Source organism: Vibrio natriegens NBRC 15636 = ATCC 14048 = DSM 759, assembly GCF_035621455.1.
Lineage (GTDB): Bacteria > Pseudomonadota > Gammaproteobacteria > Enterobacterales > Vibrionaceae > Vibrio > Vibrio natriegens.
The window spans coordinates 18,441-32,838 of the sequence record NZ_CP141823.1 but is presented as its reverse complement, the minus strand read 5'-3'; the positions used below and the strand labels follow the sequence as shown (position 1 = coordinate 32,838).

14 protein-coding genes are annotated in these 14,398 nt (G+C 44.0%); 11 read left to right on the top strand and 3 right to left on the bottom strand.

Annotation, left to right across the window (positions count from 1 at the left end; genetic code table 11):
• Positions 1-15: 15 nt before the first annotated feature.
• The 3 genes from VER99_RS14735 to VER99_RS14725 all read left to right on the top strand — a co-directional run bounded on the left by VER99_RS14735 (position 16) and on the right by VER99_RS14725 (position 2,904).
• The gene (locus tag VER99_RS14735; RefSeq protein ID WP_020334799.1) at positions 16-1,449 is read left to right on the top strand and encodes an ATP-binding protein; all 1,434 of its coding nucleotides are present in this window, start codon (positions 16-18) and stop codon (positions 1,447-1,449) included.
• A gap of 45 nt (positions 1,450-1,494) precedes the next feature.
• Positions 1,495-2,169 carry a response regulator gene (locus VER99_RS14730; protein ID WP_020334800.1) on the top strand — a complete coding sequence of 225 codons (675 nt, stop codon included), beginning with the start codon at positions 1,495-1,497 and terminating at the stop codon, positions 2,167-2,169.
• Between the two features lie 174 nt (positions 2,170-2,343).
• Complete coding sequence (locus VER99_RS14725; RefSeq protein ID WP_020334801.1) at positions 2,344-2,904, top strand: DUF1439 domain-containing protein; 561 nt, start codon at positions 2,344-2,346, stop codon at positions 2,902-2,904.
• Between the two features lie 65 nt (positions 2,905-2,969).
• On the opposite strand, the gene VER99_RS14720 is transcribed toward VER99_RS14725, so the two are convergent.
• On the bottom strand, positions 2,970-3,404 hold the full coding sequence (locus VER99_RS14720; protein WP_020334802.1) for a MarR family winged helix-turn-helix transcriptional regulator: 435 nt from the start codon (positions 3,402-3,404) through the stop codon (positions 2,970-2,972).
• 241 nt (positions 3,405-3,645) lie between these two features.
• Here VER99_RS14720 and VER99_RS14715 point away from each other — a divergent pair, with 241 nt between their 5' ends.
• From VER99_RS14715 to VER99_RS14690, 6 genes are all read left to right on the top strand, one after another.
• Complete coding sequence (locus tag VER99_RS14715) at positions 3,646-4,641, top strand: NADP-dependent oxidoreductase (protein WP_020334803.1); 996 nt, start codon at positions 3,646-3,648, stop codon at positions 4,639-4,641.
• Positions 4,642-4,878: 237 nt separating this feature from the next.
• Positions 4,879-6,012, top strand: a complete 1,134-nt coding sequence (locus VER99_RS14710; protein WP_020334804.1) for an exonuclease SbcCD subunit D — start codon at positions 4,879-4,881, stop codon at positions 6,010-6,012.
• Positions 6,013-6,021: 9 nt separating this feature from the next.
• The gene (locus VER99_RS14705; RefSeq protein ID WP_020334805.1) at positions 6,022-9,078 is read left to right on the top strand and encodes an AAA family ATPase; all 3,057 of its coding nucleotides are present in this window, start codon (positions 6,022-6,024) and stop codon (positions 9,076-9,078) included.
• Positions 9,079-9,396: 318 nt separating this feature from the next.
• Entirely contained in the window at positions 9,397-9,975 is a 579-nt protein-coding gene (locus tag VER99_RS14700; RefSeq protein ID WP_014234140.1) for a DUF2589 domain-containing protein, read from the top strand.
• A gap of 40 nt (positions 9,976-10,015) precedes the next feature.
• The gene (locus VER99_RS14695) at positions 10,016-10,711 is read left to right on the top strand and encodes a hypothetical protein (protein WP_014234141.1); all 696 of its coding nucleotides are present in this window, start codon (positions 10,016-10,018) and stop codon (positions 10,709-10,711) included.
• Between the two features lie 2 nt (positions 10,712-10,713).
• Positions 10,714-11,280 (top strand): hypothetical protein, encoded by a 567-nt coding sequence (locus VER99_RS14690; RefSeq protein ID WP_020334806.1) that lies wholly within the window; start codon positions 10,714-10,716, stop codon positions 11,278-11,280.
• An 86-nt stretch (positions 11,281-11,366) separates the two neighbouring features.
• Here VER99_RS14690 and VER99_RS14685 read toward each other — a convergent pair whose 3' ends face one another.
• Complete coding sequence (locus VER99_RS14685) at positions 11,367-11,771, bottom strand: winged helix-turn-helix transcriptional regulator (RefSeq protein ID WP_020334807.1); 405 nt, start codon at positions 11,769-11,771, stop codon at positions 11,367-11,369.
• A 131-nt stretch (positions 11,772-11,902) separates the two neighbouring features.
• Between VER99_RS14685 and VER99_RS14680 the strand changes: the two genes are divergently transcribed.
• A complete protein-coding gene (locus VER99_RS14680; RefSeq protein WP_020334808.1) occupies positions 11,903-12,754 on the top strand; it encodes an SDR family oxidoreductase in 852 nt (283 codons plus the stop codon).
• A 128-nt stretch (positions 12,755-12,882) separates the two neighbouring features.
• Here the strand turns inward: VER99_RS14680 and VER99_RS14675 are convergent, their stop codons facing one another.
• Complete coding sequence (locus VER99_RS14675; RefSeq protein ID WP_014234145.1) at positions 12,883-13,797, bottom strand: LysR substrate-binding domain-containing protein; 915 nt, start codon at positions 13,795-13,797, stop codon at positions 12,883-12,885.
• Positions 13,798-13,909: 112 nt separating this feature from the next.
• Between VER99_RS14675 and VER99_RS14670 the strand changes: the two genes are divergently transcribed.
• Positions 13,910-14,395, top strand: coding sequence for a TRAP transporter small permease (locus VER99_RS14670; protein WP_020334809.1), 486 nt, complete (start codon positions 13,910-13,912; stop codon positions 14,393-14,395).
• The last annotated feature ends 3 nt before the right edge of the window (positions 14,396-14,398 follow it).

Sequence of the window (14,398 nt, the reverse complement as noted above, 5' to 3'; positions counted from 1 at the left end):
TCCCGTAGGTCTGCCGTGCGTATTTCTCTGTTTCAAAAGCTGTTTTCTGCGTTACTCCTAAGTAGTGCTCTGGTTATCGTGATCATGGCACTACAAATTAACGCCAGTTTTAAAGATGGATTTCAGCGGTATTTGAACCAGGAAGAAATAGCCAAAGTGGGATTAATGGCGGAACGCGCAAGCCAATATTATTCTCAATCAAAAGATTGGTCGCGGTTTGAAGATTCTCCCCATTGGTGGGAGGATTTTCTGATGTTGTCTGGTGAAATGCCGCCACCGAGAGACGACATGCTTCCGCCGGGAGATCGCCAACCATCGTTGCATGCAAAGCCCTTTAAAGACCCGATGATGGCACCATTGAGCGCTAGGTTAAATTTGTTAGATGCTGATGAAAGAGTGTTATTTGGTCATTATGAAAACCTGGATGTCAAAGAAGGGATGCATCTACACAAAGTAGAAATTCTCTTTGAAGGTAAAGTAGTCGGCTATATTTCGATCTTGCAAAGTGATTCTTTCAACAATCATTTAGCTGATCAATTCTTAAAGTCTCAAACCACGAACCTTATGATCATCAGTGTTGCTGCTATTTTCGTCAGTTTACTTTTTGCTGTTGTGTTTGTGCGTTATCTTTTGACGCCTTTGCGCGCGCTTCATCAAGGTGCTAATGCGGTACGAAATGGCAACCTCAGCTATCAGATTGAATACCACAGCAATGATGAAATTGCCGATGTAACTCAAGCATTTAATCACTTGGTCGACTCGCTGAAAACTCAAGAAGAGATGCGAGAACGCTGGCTGTCGGATATTTCTCATGAGTTGCGCACACCATTAGCAGTGCTCAGAGGGGAGCTTGAGGCGCTTCAGGATGGCATTCGTCGTCCTGAACCGGCCTATATTCAATCCCTCCACCAACAAGTACTTACGCTCACTCAGCTCGTGGAAGACTTACGCGCTTCTGCAAAAGCAGACATCACGGTTCGCTTGCAAACGGAGTCTGTGAACGTGAAAAGTGGCGTCGAAAATGTCTTGGTAAGCCATTTAAATCGCTTTGAGAAAAAGTCGCTGAGCCTGGATGTAGATTTTGCTATTGATGCAAACTTAAATATCCAAGCCGACAGACAAAAGCTGAGTCAGGTACTGAACAACTTATTGGAAAACAGCTTTCGCTATACAGACTCGGGAGGGCAGGTAAAAATCTATTTAGGGCAGGAACAAAGCTCAGTTTTGCTTGCCATAGAAGATAGCTCACCAGGTGTACCAAACGATGCACTACCAAAACTTTGTGATCGACTTTATCGCGTGGATCAATCGCGTAGTCGAGCTTTTGGTGGTTCAGGACTTGGATTATCAATATGTAAAAGCATCATTCAGGCTCATAACGGTGACCTAAAACTGGAACATTCCAAGCTGGGTGGCTTGAAAGTTTCTGTGCGTTTACCTATCGAATAGAGCCCGTTTTCCAGTTATACGTCTTTAGGATAAATAAGAAAAACCATGATACTAATTGTTGAAGATGAACCTTCATTGGCAAATGTTGTTTCCGACTATCTAATTCATAACGGATTCGAAACCCATATTATCGGTGACGGCAATCAAGTGATCGAGTGGGTTAAGAAACACAACCCAGAGCTGATCTTATTGGATCTGATGTTGCCGAATCGAAACGGGTTAAGTATCTATCGAGAGTTAAGAACCTTCAGCGATATTCCAACCATTATGGCGACGGCGAAAGTCGAAGAGATAGATCGATTACTGGGTTTGGAACTCGGCGCCGATGATTATGTGTGTAAACCATACAGCCCACGCGAGCTGGTGGTACGCGTCCGCAACGTATTACGAAGATACAACGCTATCAATACACCAAAAGGCGACGACGAGGCTGCCCCAATGATCATTGATCAAAGCCAAATGAAAGTGTGGGTAGATGGTGAGTTGATCACCCTAACATCGGTGGAGTTTAAGTTGCTCTCTTATTTTCATCAGCACGAAGGCCAAGTGTTCAGCCGCGAGCAATTGATGAATAAAATCTATAACGATGAGCGGATAGTCACGGACCGTACGATTGATACACATATCAAGAACTTACGCAAAAAGATATTTGCCGTTAACTCCGAGTTGGACTGCATTAAGGCCGTGTATGGTGTGGGCTATCGTTTCGAGATTGCATAAACCTGGCTTAATCTAGGAGAAGGGTAAACTAACGTTGTCGATTCTTCGTGCAACGACGTTACGTTATCGTCAGGATTTGGTGAAATCCAATAGCTTGAGCCTGTTTAGACTGTTTCTATCTCAGGCCCGAGTATAAAATTTAATGGATTATATTGGATAAATAAGAGCTAACCATTGAAGACGAAAATAAAAGCAAAAATCTTTGCCTTATCCGCTGCGGCACTGCTGCTTAACGGGTGTGCCAGTTACAGCATCACTGAACGAGATATGAATCAATATCTCCAAGACAAAGCGACAATTAACCAATCCGTTGGGGTTGAAAATGTCATGTATGCACAAGTGTCAGTCGATGATCTAGAAGTAAAAATTGGCCGAGTAGACAATGACCGTATTTCGGTGTTTGCTAACACAACGGCGGATGTACAGTTTTTAACTCAACGAACGGTAGGCCTAGATCTCGACCTTGAATTTAGCGCGATTCCTAAATACGACCAAAAAACAGGTGAAGTGTTTCTGCAGTCACTTCGTCTGGAGAAGTTTGAAGACAAAAGCAATTTACTGACACCGGAAATTAGCAATCTTATTAAACCCGCTGTTTCGATGATCGGCTACGCACTGTCAAATCAGCCAGTTTATAAGCTAGAAAGTGATAAAGTGCAGTCCATACTTCTAAAGTCGGCAAGCCCTAATTTAGTTATCAAAAACAATCAATTAGTGATTGAGTTGTTTGATTAATCTCGCAAACTAGCATGATCTGCCGTGACCGGTCTAAGATAGACAGTGACGGCAGTAATCAACCTTTATTTGTCGTCGCTCTTGCGCAAATTTGTGTCCAATTCGAGACACAGCACTCTCAACGCTTCAATACTTTCTGCCGTCATACTTGATCGCGACTCTAGCTTTGCGGTCAACTCTTGCGCATCTTCCTGTAGCTGACTGCCTTTGGGTGTCAGTGAAATGACTTTCTTACGCTCATCTAACTCAGAAACTTTTCGGGTTAATAAACTCTTTGATTCCAATCGTTTAACAATCGGTGTCAACGTCCCTGAATCCAAATGAGTATCCTGAGAAAGTTCTTTCAAGCTCACGTTGTTTTTACACCAAAGTGAGTGCATCACAATGTACTGAGGATAGGTAAGATCGTATTCGTCGAGCAAAGGACGGAAAGCACGTACCAACGAGTTGGTCGCCGTGTACAAAGCAAAACAAACGTTATCTGATAATTTCTCGGCCATAGATGAGTCCAATTTTGAGCAAGACGACAATACTAACAAATTCTGTGTCATTTAAAATACATTGCGCGCAAATTATTTTTTAGCAAAGTGGTTGCTTTACTCTCGAACTCAAGTTAACTTACTCGCAAATTGTTTGTGCGCAAACTAAATTGCGATGCAATCAATCTGATTATCTAAGAGGTGATAACTGTTTATTACGAACGGTTAAACGCACATTGAAGCAAAAGTAAGAGAGAGCAATATGATCAGCCAACAAATCCATTTAGCATCACGCCCAGTTGGTATGCCAACAAAAGAAAACTTCAAATCTGTTGAAGTAGAGTTACCAGCAATTCAAGAAGGCGAAGTGCTAGTTAAAAATACTTGGATGTCTGTTGACCCATACATGCGCGGTCGCATGTACGTGAGAGAGTCATACATTCCACCATTTGAAATTGACCAGGTTTTGGAAGGCGGGGCAATCGGAGAAGTTATCGAATCAAGAAATGAGAACTTCCCAGTCGGCTCAAAAGTCAGCAACATTAGCGGTTGGCGTACGACTTTTATCAGTGACGGCACCGATTTAACTTTGTTACCAGCGGTTGGTTTACCAGATCAACACTTCCTAGGTGTTATTGGTATGCCTGGTTTAACCGGTTGGGTAGGTCTGTTTAAAGTCGCTCAACTTAAGCCGACAGATACCGTTTTTGTTTCCGCAGCATCAGGCGCGGTCGGTAGCGTTGTATGTCAGATTGCCAAACTGCATGGCTGTAGAGTGATTGGTTCAGTAGGCTCAGATGATAAAGCTGAAATGGTAAAAGCAATGGGTGCAGATGCGGTTATCAACTACAAAAAAGTTGACGACTTGACGCAGGCACTACGCGAAGCTGCACCAGAAGGCATTGATGTGTACTTTGAAAATGTGGGTGGTGTGCATTTAGAAGCGGCGCTGGAAGTTATCAACCCATACGGTCGCATTCCGGTATGTGGCATGATTGCAGACTACAATGCTGACAAGCCTCAACCGGGACCAAGCAACTTACTGCAAATCAACACCAAAAAGCTGACGATGCAAGGCTTCATCGTAATGGATTACTGGGATCTTGCTGGTGAGTTCGTTGAGCAAATGGGTCAGTGGATCAAAGAAGGCAAAGTGAAGTCTGAAGAGACCGTATACGAAGGGCTAGAAAACGCTGCTGAAGCGTTCATCGGTCTATTCGAAGGCAAAAACAAAGGTAAGATGCTGGTTAAAATTTAATTAGCTAAATTAAAACCACTGTCAATTCACAAAAGCCAGTCTGTAAATCTGACTGGCTTTTTTACATCCACTATTTTTGCTCGGGGCAATGGTTAGCCAGTTGTCGCGTTAATAGCACAAACTACATGAAAAGCTTACAAAGTCACGATATCCTAACGGGACAATAAAGTAGCCTGTGCTCAGGTTCCGAAAGCCCCCATAGGCATACTAGAAAGTTATGGCAAAAAGTGAATTCGAATGAAGTTTATCCATACCTCAGATTGGCACCTAGGCCGACAGTTCCACAACGTTTCATTACTCGATGATCAGCAAGCGGTTCTCGAACAATTGATCTCCTACATTGAAGACAACCCAGTCGACGCAGTCGTCGTGGCGGGAGATGTGTATGACCGCTCTGTTCCACCTACGGTTGCCATCGAACTTTTGAATCGTGTGGTAAAACGAATTTGTACTGAGCTGAAAACACCGATGATTTTGATTTCTGGTAATCACGATGGTGCAGAGCGTTTGGGGTTTGGCTCTGAACAGATGAAAAACTCGGGTTTGCATATCATCAGTAACTTTGAAGATATGCTTTCGCCTGTGGTGATTACGACCAAAGCGGCTGGTGAGGTGGCACTTTACGGCATGCCTTATAACGATCCTGAGCAGGTCAGGTTTGCCTATAAAGAATCGGTTTCGACCCATGATGAAGCGCACAAACTGCTTGTTGAAAAAATTACAGAGCAGTTTCAACCGCAGCAAAGAAGAGTGCTTATCAGCCACTGTTTCGTTGATGGGGCGATTGAGTCTGACTCGGAACGCCCGCTTTCTATTGGTGGTTCTGATCGTGTAAGCCATGAGCACTTCCTGGATTTCGACTATGTCGCACTTGGCCATTTACATCAGCCGCAGAAGAAGGGTGAAGAATACATTCGTTACTCTGGCTCTTTGATGAAATACAGTTTTGGTGAACAGAACCAAAAGAAAGGTTTCACTCTGGTGGAAATCAACGAGAGTGGTTTTGCGTCTGCTGAGCATATTGAGCTGACCGCTCCGCATGAGATGCGAATTATTGAAGGTGATTTAGAGCAGGTCATCGAGAAAGGAAAAACGGACCCGAAAAGCGAGGACTATCTACTCGTTCGTCTGATGGATAAACATGCCATTTTAAATCCGATGGAAAAACTTCGTGCGGTCTACCCAAATGTTTTGCACCTAGAGAAACCGGGCATGTTGATCGGGGTTGAACAGGAGATGGCACAAGCCAAACTTGCTCGCAGTGAAATCGATATGTTCCGCGACTTCTTTAGTGAAGCGCAGGACAGTCAGTTGTCGCAAGAACAAGAGCGAGCCGTCAACGATATTATCAAGCAATTATCTCAGCTGTAAGGGCCCCAAATGAAGCCTATCAAACTCACCATGCAAGCTTTTGGTCCATTCGCAAAAACGGAAACCATCGATTTCGAGAAGCTTGGTAATAACCCGCTATTTTTAATTAATGGACCAACGGGTTCAGGTAAAACGTCGATTCTCGATGCGATTTGTTTCGCGCTTTATGGTGAAACTACAGGTAATGAGCGCCAGGGTATTCAGATGCGATGTGATTTGGCCACTGCCGATCTGCCAACCGAAGTTACTTTGGATTTTTCACTGCACGGAAAGGTATACCGAGTTACTCGTGCCCCGGAACAAGAAGCGCCGAAGGCTCGTGGTGATGGTATGACCGTGAAAAAGCACACGGCTTCTCTGTATGAGCTGGGTGATAGCGAAAAACTCATTACCAGCAAAACCACGCAAGTTAAGACCGAAATTACCAATATTATTGGCTTAACAGAAACACAGTTTCGCCAAGTGATGGTACTTCCTCAAGGGAAGTTTCGCGAGTTACTTCTGGCAAGCTCTAAAGAGCGCGAAGAGATTTTCGGCCAGCTGTTCCAGACTGACATTTACAAAAAAATTGAGTATGCGCTCAAAGATAAAGCGAGCGCGATCAGTAAAGCGAAGAATGAGTTTGATAACCAGATTCGCGGTGCCTTGCAAGTTGCGGGAGTAAGTTCAGAAGAGGAATTGATTCAACAGAAAGAATCCGTTTCAGAACAACTGGAACAAGAGAAAAAGAGTGAGCAAGCTTGTCTGGAAAAGCTCAACACCATTAAGTCGGAGTTACAAAAAGCGCAGGCATTGTCAGCTGAGTTTACTCGCCGTGAACAAGCTGAGGCATCGCTGAAGTTACATTTAAAAAATTCAGAAGCAATAGACGCGCGTCAGCAACGATTAGAGAAAGCGAAAAGCGCGAGCAAAATCGAGTTACAGTATGTTGCTGTACAGAACGCTAAGACGCAATCACAAGAGTTAACCCAGAAGATTAGTTCACTTAGCCATAACTTAACTGAAGCGACGAGCGTGGCGGAAGGAAAAGAAGCTGAGCTCAAAACCGCGAAGCAGAATGTTGAACAAGTGCCTCAATTGACGCAATTGCAGTTTAACCTCGAAGGAATGAAAGAAAAGCTGATTGAAAAAGTGGACTTGGAAGCAAAAATCGCCAACGGGTTACAAGAGAAACAGCAATTTGAAACAAAACTGCAGCAATACATCGCTTTAAAAGAAAAACTGACGCAAGAAGCACAGCAGGGTCAAAAAACGCTTGATCAAGCCCGTGTTGATGTCGCGTTAGTGGCCAGTGTCGACGCTGAAATTAAGCAAAAGCAACGCCTTTTACAAGATGTTCAAAAACTGTCTGGTTTGAAGCAAGAGCTTGCTAAGTATGATGCTTTGACCTCCAGCAAGCAACAAAACCTTGAGCAAGATAAACAGGCCTATGTCTCGGCACAACAGTCAGCTGATCGCCTGGAACTAAAATGGCACAACGCGCAAGCGGCAGTTTTAGCCCAAAGGCTGCAAGCAGGGGAAGCGTGTCCGGTTTGTGGTAGTTGTGAGCATCCTCATCCTGCACAGTTTAGTGAAGAAGAGGTGACAAAAGAGCAAGTTCAAACGGCTCGCGCTCAAGAGCGTGCTGCGCAAACGTCATACAACCAGCTCAGTAACCAACTGGAGCAACACTATGTTGTTTCTCGACAATATCAAAAGCAACTGGATGACCTCTCAGAAGAGCTTGGTGAACACGCTACGACTGAAGCGGTACAAATTCAGGCAGAACTTCAATCCGCTCATGAAAAATTACAGCGTTTGACAGCCATTGATATTGCTCAGTTAGAGAAAAACGTCGAGCAGCTTAACCAGCGCTGCGTTGTTGGTGAAACAAAGATCAATGAGCTGCAAAATCAAATGGCGGCGAATGAATCAACAATCAAGGCAAATCAAGATCAGCTCAGTAAACTGTTGGCAAACATAGACCCGAAATATGGCTCGGTAGAAGTTTTAGAACAGGAAATTACTCAAACCAAAGAGCAGATTCAGCGCCTTAATAACAATCTGGAAAGTGCACAGTCGCAGCTTCAACAAGCGATGTTAGCCAAGTCGAATATTGAAAGTCAGCTAACCACCAACAAGCAATGGTTAGCGGAGTCGGAGCTAAAACTCAACGAGGCAAATTCGAACTGGCAAAAAGCGCTGGGCGAAAGCCGTTTTGAGGATGAAGAAACTTATCTTCAAAGCAAAGCGACAGAACAAGAACTGCAATCGTGGCAACAGGAAATCGATCAATTTAAGCAAACTCAAATCAAGCTTGAGCAAACACTTAGTGATCTTAAACTAGCATTACAAGATATTGAAAAACCAGACATTGAAGCTATTAATGCCAACTTAAACATTCAACAGCAACACTATGTTGAATCGAGAAACAAGCTTGATTCTGTTAGGTCAATTTTTGAACGGCTGGAAAAAGTGCGCAGTGATATAGCGAGTTTGCATGACAAGAACAGCAAGCTAGAAGATGAGTACAAAGTCTTTGGTACGCTTTACGATGTGGCGAGTGGTAAAACAGGCAGTCGTATCAGTTTACATCGTTTTGTACTCGGTGTTCTTTTAGACGATGTCTTAATCCAATCCTCGCAACGATTAAGTTTGATGAGTAAGGGCAGATACATTCTGGCACGTAAGACAGAAGGGTTTAAAGGCGCAGCAGGCCGAGGGCTTGATCTCGTCGTTGAAGATGGCTACACCGGTAAAATGCGAGACGTTGCGACGCTGTCTGGTGGAGAGTCTTTCATGGCTGCACTGGCTTTAGCGCTTGGTCTGTCTGATGTGGTGCAGTCATACAGCGGTGGTATTCGCTTGGATACACTGTTCATTGACGAAGGTTTCGGTAGCCTGGATCCTGAATCTTTGGACCTTGCCATTCAGACCTTAGTCGACCTCCAGCAAACAGGCCGCATGATCGGTGTAATTTCTCACGTCTCGGAACTTAAAGAACAGATGGCGCAACGCATTGATGTGGAGCCGTCTCGTGTTGGTTCAACTGTTTCGGTTAAGTCTCAAATGGCATTAGCTGACTAATTACCATATCAATCCAATCTACAAGTGCTTTGCTGCTAACATAGTCAACAAGCAGCAAGGCACCTCTTCTCTACTCCTCGTTCCATAATTCTTCGTTAGCTAAGACGAATATTCAGCGACGGTTAATTAGTCGATCCAAGAACTATATACAATATTAATGACTTAGAATTCTGCTTGATAAAAATATTAATAAAATATATGCAAATGGTTGTGTCACACATAATCTGGAACTATATATTATACGTGTTTCATAGCACGTATCTTCCCGATTAAGTAGTCAGATTCGGGTTCATATTTCGCCTGAAAAGGAGCGTAATTATGGCCATCGGCGACGAACTATCCAGCATAGATTTTGAATCTATGATCGGCGGTCCACTCAATGCAGTGGTTCGCGCGCAAGCTCAATCAGCACAAACATCCGTAGACTTTATCAAGTCTGTCGGCTTTGAAGCTGAGAGTAATGAACCAACGATGATCACCTTCAGTTATATGAAGGCGATTGAAGTCAAGAACGAACAGGGTGAAGTCACAGGCACAGAGCCTAAAAAGTACGATCTTACCGTCCCTATCTTAACGATGTTACCTATTCCATTTATTCGCGTGGAAGAAACAACGATTGCATTTAACGCCAAAATTAATTCAGTCCAGCAATCAACGACATCTTCTTCACATGACCTTAATACCAAGCTATCAGTAAAAGCGGGTTGGGGGCCTGTATCGGCCAAGCTTAGTGCGAGTTACTCTTATAAGAAATCCACATCTAGCTCATCAAAAATTGAACGAACTTACAGTATGTCCGTGAATGTTCGTGCCGTTCAAGATGAATTGCCCGCAGGCACAGAGAAGTTGCTCGGTATTCTTGAAAACTCCATCACAGAGGTTGAGTCACAGGCTTAAAGCAGTCGATGACGAGTTCGATAACAAATAGGGAGGTTGTATGTCTGAGTTAAGTGAAGTCTTGGGTGCGCTGATGATCAGTCTGGTCCATGCGCGCAGGCTTGCCGATGAGGAAACGGCTGCGGTTGCCGAATATTATAAGGATCATCCTCTGCTTGAAGGAATGAGTCTCCCGCGAGTGCGGGTTCCGGAGCTAACCATTGATATGCCGTTAACCATCGACAAACAGATCCCTGCGAAAGTTGCAGAGCTCGACAGCCCGCGTGTTTTACACCAAGCGCTGATGGCTCAGCTAACCAAGTCACTAGACGACGAAGACATACTTAGCCGAACTAAAACCTTCCAAAACAACTTCGATAAAGAGCTCAAACTCGCTCTGGAAAATATAGCCGAGCGTCAACGCAGTGGTGACGTTCGGATTACCAAAGAAAGCCTGGTGCGCGCGGTTGATGACGCATTTCAAAAAGCACTCAAAAAGACAAGCTCTACGCAGGAGATTCCTTTTGACAGGCTTGAATCAGTGAGCAAGCAATTACGTCATCGCATAGCAGCTATCGCGTTAAAATCTCAATCTATCCCAATCACATTAAAGACCAGCGTGGTCAGTTCTGAAGTCAAAGAAAGCGCGACGCCACTCAATGCGATTCGCTTAAACATCACTATACGTGAAGAGGGTCTGGAGTGGGCAACGAGCATTGAAAATGGACGAACCAAAAGCAAGCTTATGCCGGAGTGAGTATGGAGTCGGTACTGAAAGAAACCATCATCGCAAGGCTAATGCTGTTACCACAACTGAGTGATAAATACCTCGCGCAAGACCCTAGCTATGTAATGGATGTCGCCCTCTGGCTAAAGCAAACCGAGCAAAAACTTGAGCCACTGCGCTGTCCGCTTGTTTCGACTCTTGCATCATTACGCGGATTGTTAGAAGCCTGCGACGATGGTTATCAAGACGATAGGATAATGAATTCAAGCAGGAGTAAGCGCAAAGGGAAGCGCGCGTTGGCTGCGTCATTGTTAACTCGAGCTGATACGATTCTCAACGCGGAGTTGCAACGTATAGACAGTAACTTTGCAGAAGTGAATGAGAAACTGGCGCAGCTTATTGCCTTGGTATTCGCAAATCAGCCTTTGCCTATCGTGCAAAATATTACCTCTGCATACCTAAACTCAATCTGGAAAACACTTGGTGAGCATCAGGAAACCAAATCCATGTACTTATACTTGCAAGCGCGTATCAGCGCGACCGACAGGCGCTACCTACTAAGTCATTTGCTAATCAACATGATTCCCGAAACCGATTAGAGCTTTAATACGTGAAATGTACTCCTGCCAGGCTTACGAAATGGAGCCTTGCTGTGAGTGTGCTTATCGGTTCTACTGTAAAACCACTAGTTATTGGCTTTAGCCTCATCATATTGTTGTTGCGCGTTCAAAATGTCACCCAGATTAGATTCAATCCAGTCGACCAATTGTTCGACTTTGTGTGCGACCTCCGTTCCTTTGTCTGTCAGACAATATTCAACGTGAGGCGGCACTACTGGATGCGCGGTACGTAATACAAATCCATCGGCCTCTAATGCTTGCAATGTTTGGGAAAGCATTTTTTCGCTGACACCTGTGATTTTTTTTCTAAGTTCACTGAATCGATGTGTTCCACCGAGTAATGCGAACAACACAAGTACGCCCCAACGGCTGGTCACATCTTGCAATATACTGCGAGAAGGGCATTCCTTCGCGAGTACATTTCCTCGGCTAAACTTTTCCGATAGCAAATTACCCATAGCTTCGCTCATAAATTCAATAACCTTTATTGGAAATTTCAAAATAATTCATACTTACTAAAAAGTACGTACTTACCAAAAGTAAGTTAGTGTGGCAGATTATACACAAACAAGCTCTTCATTAACAGACGAGGAAAAGTACAATGATTGCAGTTACAGGCGCTACTGGCCAATTGGGCCAATTGGTCATCAAACATTTATTGAACAAAGTTGAGCCTCAGCAAATAGTCGCTCTAGTTCGAAACATAGAAAAAGCAGCATCACTGACATCTTTGGGTGTCCAGGTTCGTCAGGCCGATTACTCAAAACCTGAGACTTTAGAATCTGCATTAGACGGCGTGGCTAAATTACTATTGATCTCGTCGAGCGAGGTAGGTCAGCGTGCTACTCAACACAAAAATGTTATTGATGCTGCGAAGAAAGCTGGCGTAGAGCTACTTGCATACACCAGTCTTTTGCATGCTGACACGTCGCCACTTGCTTTAGCTGAAGAACACGTAGTGACAGAAGCGTATTTAAAACAAGCTGAAGTCCCTCATGTGCTTTTACGCAATGGCTGGTATACAGAGAACTACTTAGCTAGCGTTGCACCAGCACTGGCCAATGGTGGCTTTATTGGGTGTGCTCAAGATGGAAAAATTAGCTCTGCGGCTCGCGAAGATTATGCCGAAGCAGCGGCAGCGGTGTTGACCAGTGAAGCTGAGCAAAATGGTAAAGTATATGAGCTGTCCGGGGATGAAGCTTATACCTTAAGCGAACTGAGCGCGTTAATCAGCAAGAAGTCAGGAAAGGCGATTCCTTACATCAATATGGAAGAAGCGGATTTTGCAAAAGCACTAGAAGGTGCAGGGCTTCCGGCACCATTTGCCGCTGTGTTAGCTAACTCTGATACTGGTGCATCTCAAGGCGCGTTGTACGACGATAGTAAAACGCTCAGCGCGTTGATTGGTCATCCAACCAAGTCATTAGAACAATTGATCTCTGATTACATTTAATAAATTCAAAAAACATAAATAAGGTCGCGCTAGCTAAGACATACGCGACCTTAAAAACAAAGTTCCTTTACGCTTAGTAATAGTATCTATGCTCAATTGTTATTTGCCTTGTTACTTCTCCCAAATCATTACATCGATACAAACTTATCGACACCCAGTCGTATGTTTTCTGCAAATACTTTTGCGAGTTGAGACATTGGCTTATGAGCTGGTGTTAGTATCGCGTGGTCAAATATCACCGAAGGTGCAAACGGTCGAAACACAATATCACCATGGCCGGACTTATATAGCTTGTAACTGGCGGCGCTAATTGGGTCACATATGCAGGCACACAGCTTCTGCTCAACAAATTCGAGTCCTGAAATGTAGTTTTGCAGCTCAAACCTTGGATGGTATGTAGCACCATGCTCCTCGAACAGCATTCGAATATGTTCGCTCACTGAGTGACGACCATAGAGGGCTGCGAGAGGGAAGTTATCCAAATCGGTAGGGATAATCGTATCTTTTTGTGCAAGAGGATGATCTTTATGGATCGCGCAGACACCTTCCAGGTGAATCGGTTCTACGTGAAAAGAGTCGCGATCTTTTGGTAGTTCTGAATAGCCAATATCGTACTGCTGGGAGGCGACCCAGTCTTGTACCATTGTTGAACTTCTCATCATCATCGATACCTCTACCTCTGGTCTGCCTTTAACAAACTCTGCAATCAAATGAGGCATAAAAAATAGTGCGGCTGCGGGCATGCAAGCGATACGCAGTTTGCCCCTGGTGAGGTTTTTTACTTCCGCCATCAATTGTGTGGAGCGCGATAATCGTTCTAGTATCGCGTCTGTCTCTTCCAGTAAAAAATACGCCTCTGGGTTTGGTATCAATCTCCCTTTATGTCGCTCAAACAGAGCAAACCCAAGTTCCTTCTCAAGACTCACCAGCATGGCACTGATCGCAGGTTGTGTGCGGCACAGTGTTTTTGCTGCCACAGTCACCGATCCTGAGCGCATTACGGTACGGAATGTTTCTAACTGTTTGATCGAAATATTGCTCATGCGTCCCTATAAGAAAAATTTATGACTTTAGAGAAATTTTAAATTTGTTTTTATTGATTGTCACCATTAAATTAACGATACATTTACAAATACAACAAAAGGGAAATGTGCTGTGGAGCAAAAATTTAGATATCTACTGACTTGCCTGATTGCATCTGTTGCATTGATGCAATTTATACAGGTGGTCACGCGATACGTCTTTGAGGTTCCTATCATGGGCCTGGAGGAGTCAATGGTTATCCCCACTGTTTGGCTCTATATGCTTGGTGCGGTGAATGCTTCTAGGGAAGATACGCAAATCCGTGCAAATGTATTGGAGATATTCATAAAGACGGAGCGCGGACAAACCATCCTTGCCCTGATTAGTGAAACGATCAGTTTTGTCATTTCAGCTTGGTTAACCTATTGGGCGTGGGATTATGCAAAGTACGCATGGCGAGTCTGGAAAGAGAGTCCAACGCTTTATATACCAACTTTCTATCATGAGATCTCTGTTTTCATCGGACTGATCTTTATCACTCTCTTTATAGCAATACACATCGTTAAGTTGATTCGTCAACTTAAACAGTCTCCATCCTACACTGTGAGTAAGGTTTAAATT

Bases quoted from the DNA above. Each gene is read 5' to 3' on its own strand.
- VER99_RS14730 (WP_020334800.1), top strand. From the start codon at position 1,495: ATGATACTAATTGTTGAAGATGAACCTTCATTGGCAAATGTTGTTTCC.
- VER99_RS14720 (WP_020334802.1), bottom strand. From the start codon at position 3,404: ATGGCCGAGAAATTATCAGATAACGTTTGTTTTGCTTTGTACACGGCG.
- VER99_RS14715 (WP_020334803.1), top strand. From the start codon at position 3,646: ATGATCAGCCAACAAATCCATTTAGCATCACGCCCAGTTGGTATGCCA.
- VER99_RS14710 (WP_020334804.1), top strand. From the start codon at position 4,879: ATGAAGTTTATCCATACCTCAGATTGGCACCTAGGCCGACAGTTCCAC.
- VER99_RS14705 (WP_020334805.1), top strand. From the start codon at position 6,022: ATGAAGCCTATCAAACTCACCATGCAAGCTTTTGGTCCATTCGCAAAA.
- VER99_RS14700 (WP_014234140.1), top strand. From the start codon at position 9,397: ATGGCCATCGGCGACGAACTATCCAGCATAGATTTTGAATCTATGATC.
- VER99_RS14695 (WP_014234141.1), top strand. From the start codon at position 10,016: ATGTCTGAGTTAAGTGAAGTCTTGGGTGCGCTGATGATCAGTCTGGTC.
- VER99_RS14690 (WP_020334806.1), top strand. From the start codon at position 10,714: ATGGAGTCGGTACTGAAAGAAACCATCATCGCAAGGCTAATGCTGTTA.
- VER99_RS14685 (WP_020334807.1), bottom strand. From the start codon at position 11,771: ATGAGCGAAGCTATGGGTAATTTGCTATCGGAAAAGTTTAGCCGAGGA.
- VER99_RS14680 (WP_020334808.1), top strand. From the start codon at position 11,903: ATGATTGCAGTTACAGGCGCTACTGGCCAATTGGGCCAATTGGTCATC.
- VER99_RS14675 (WP_014234145.1), bottom strand. From the start codon at position 13,797: ATGAGCAATATTTCGATCAAACAGTTAGAAACATTCCGTACCGTAATG.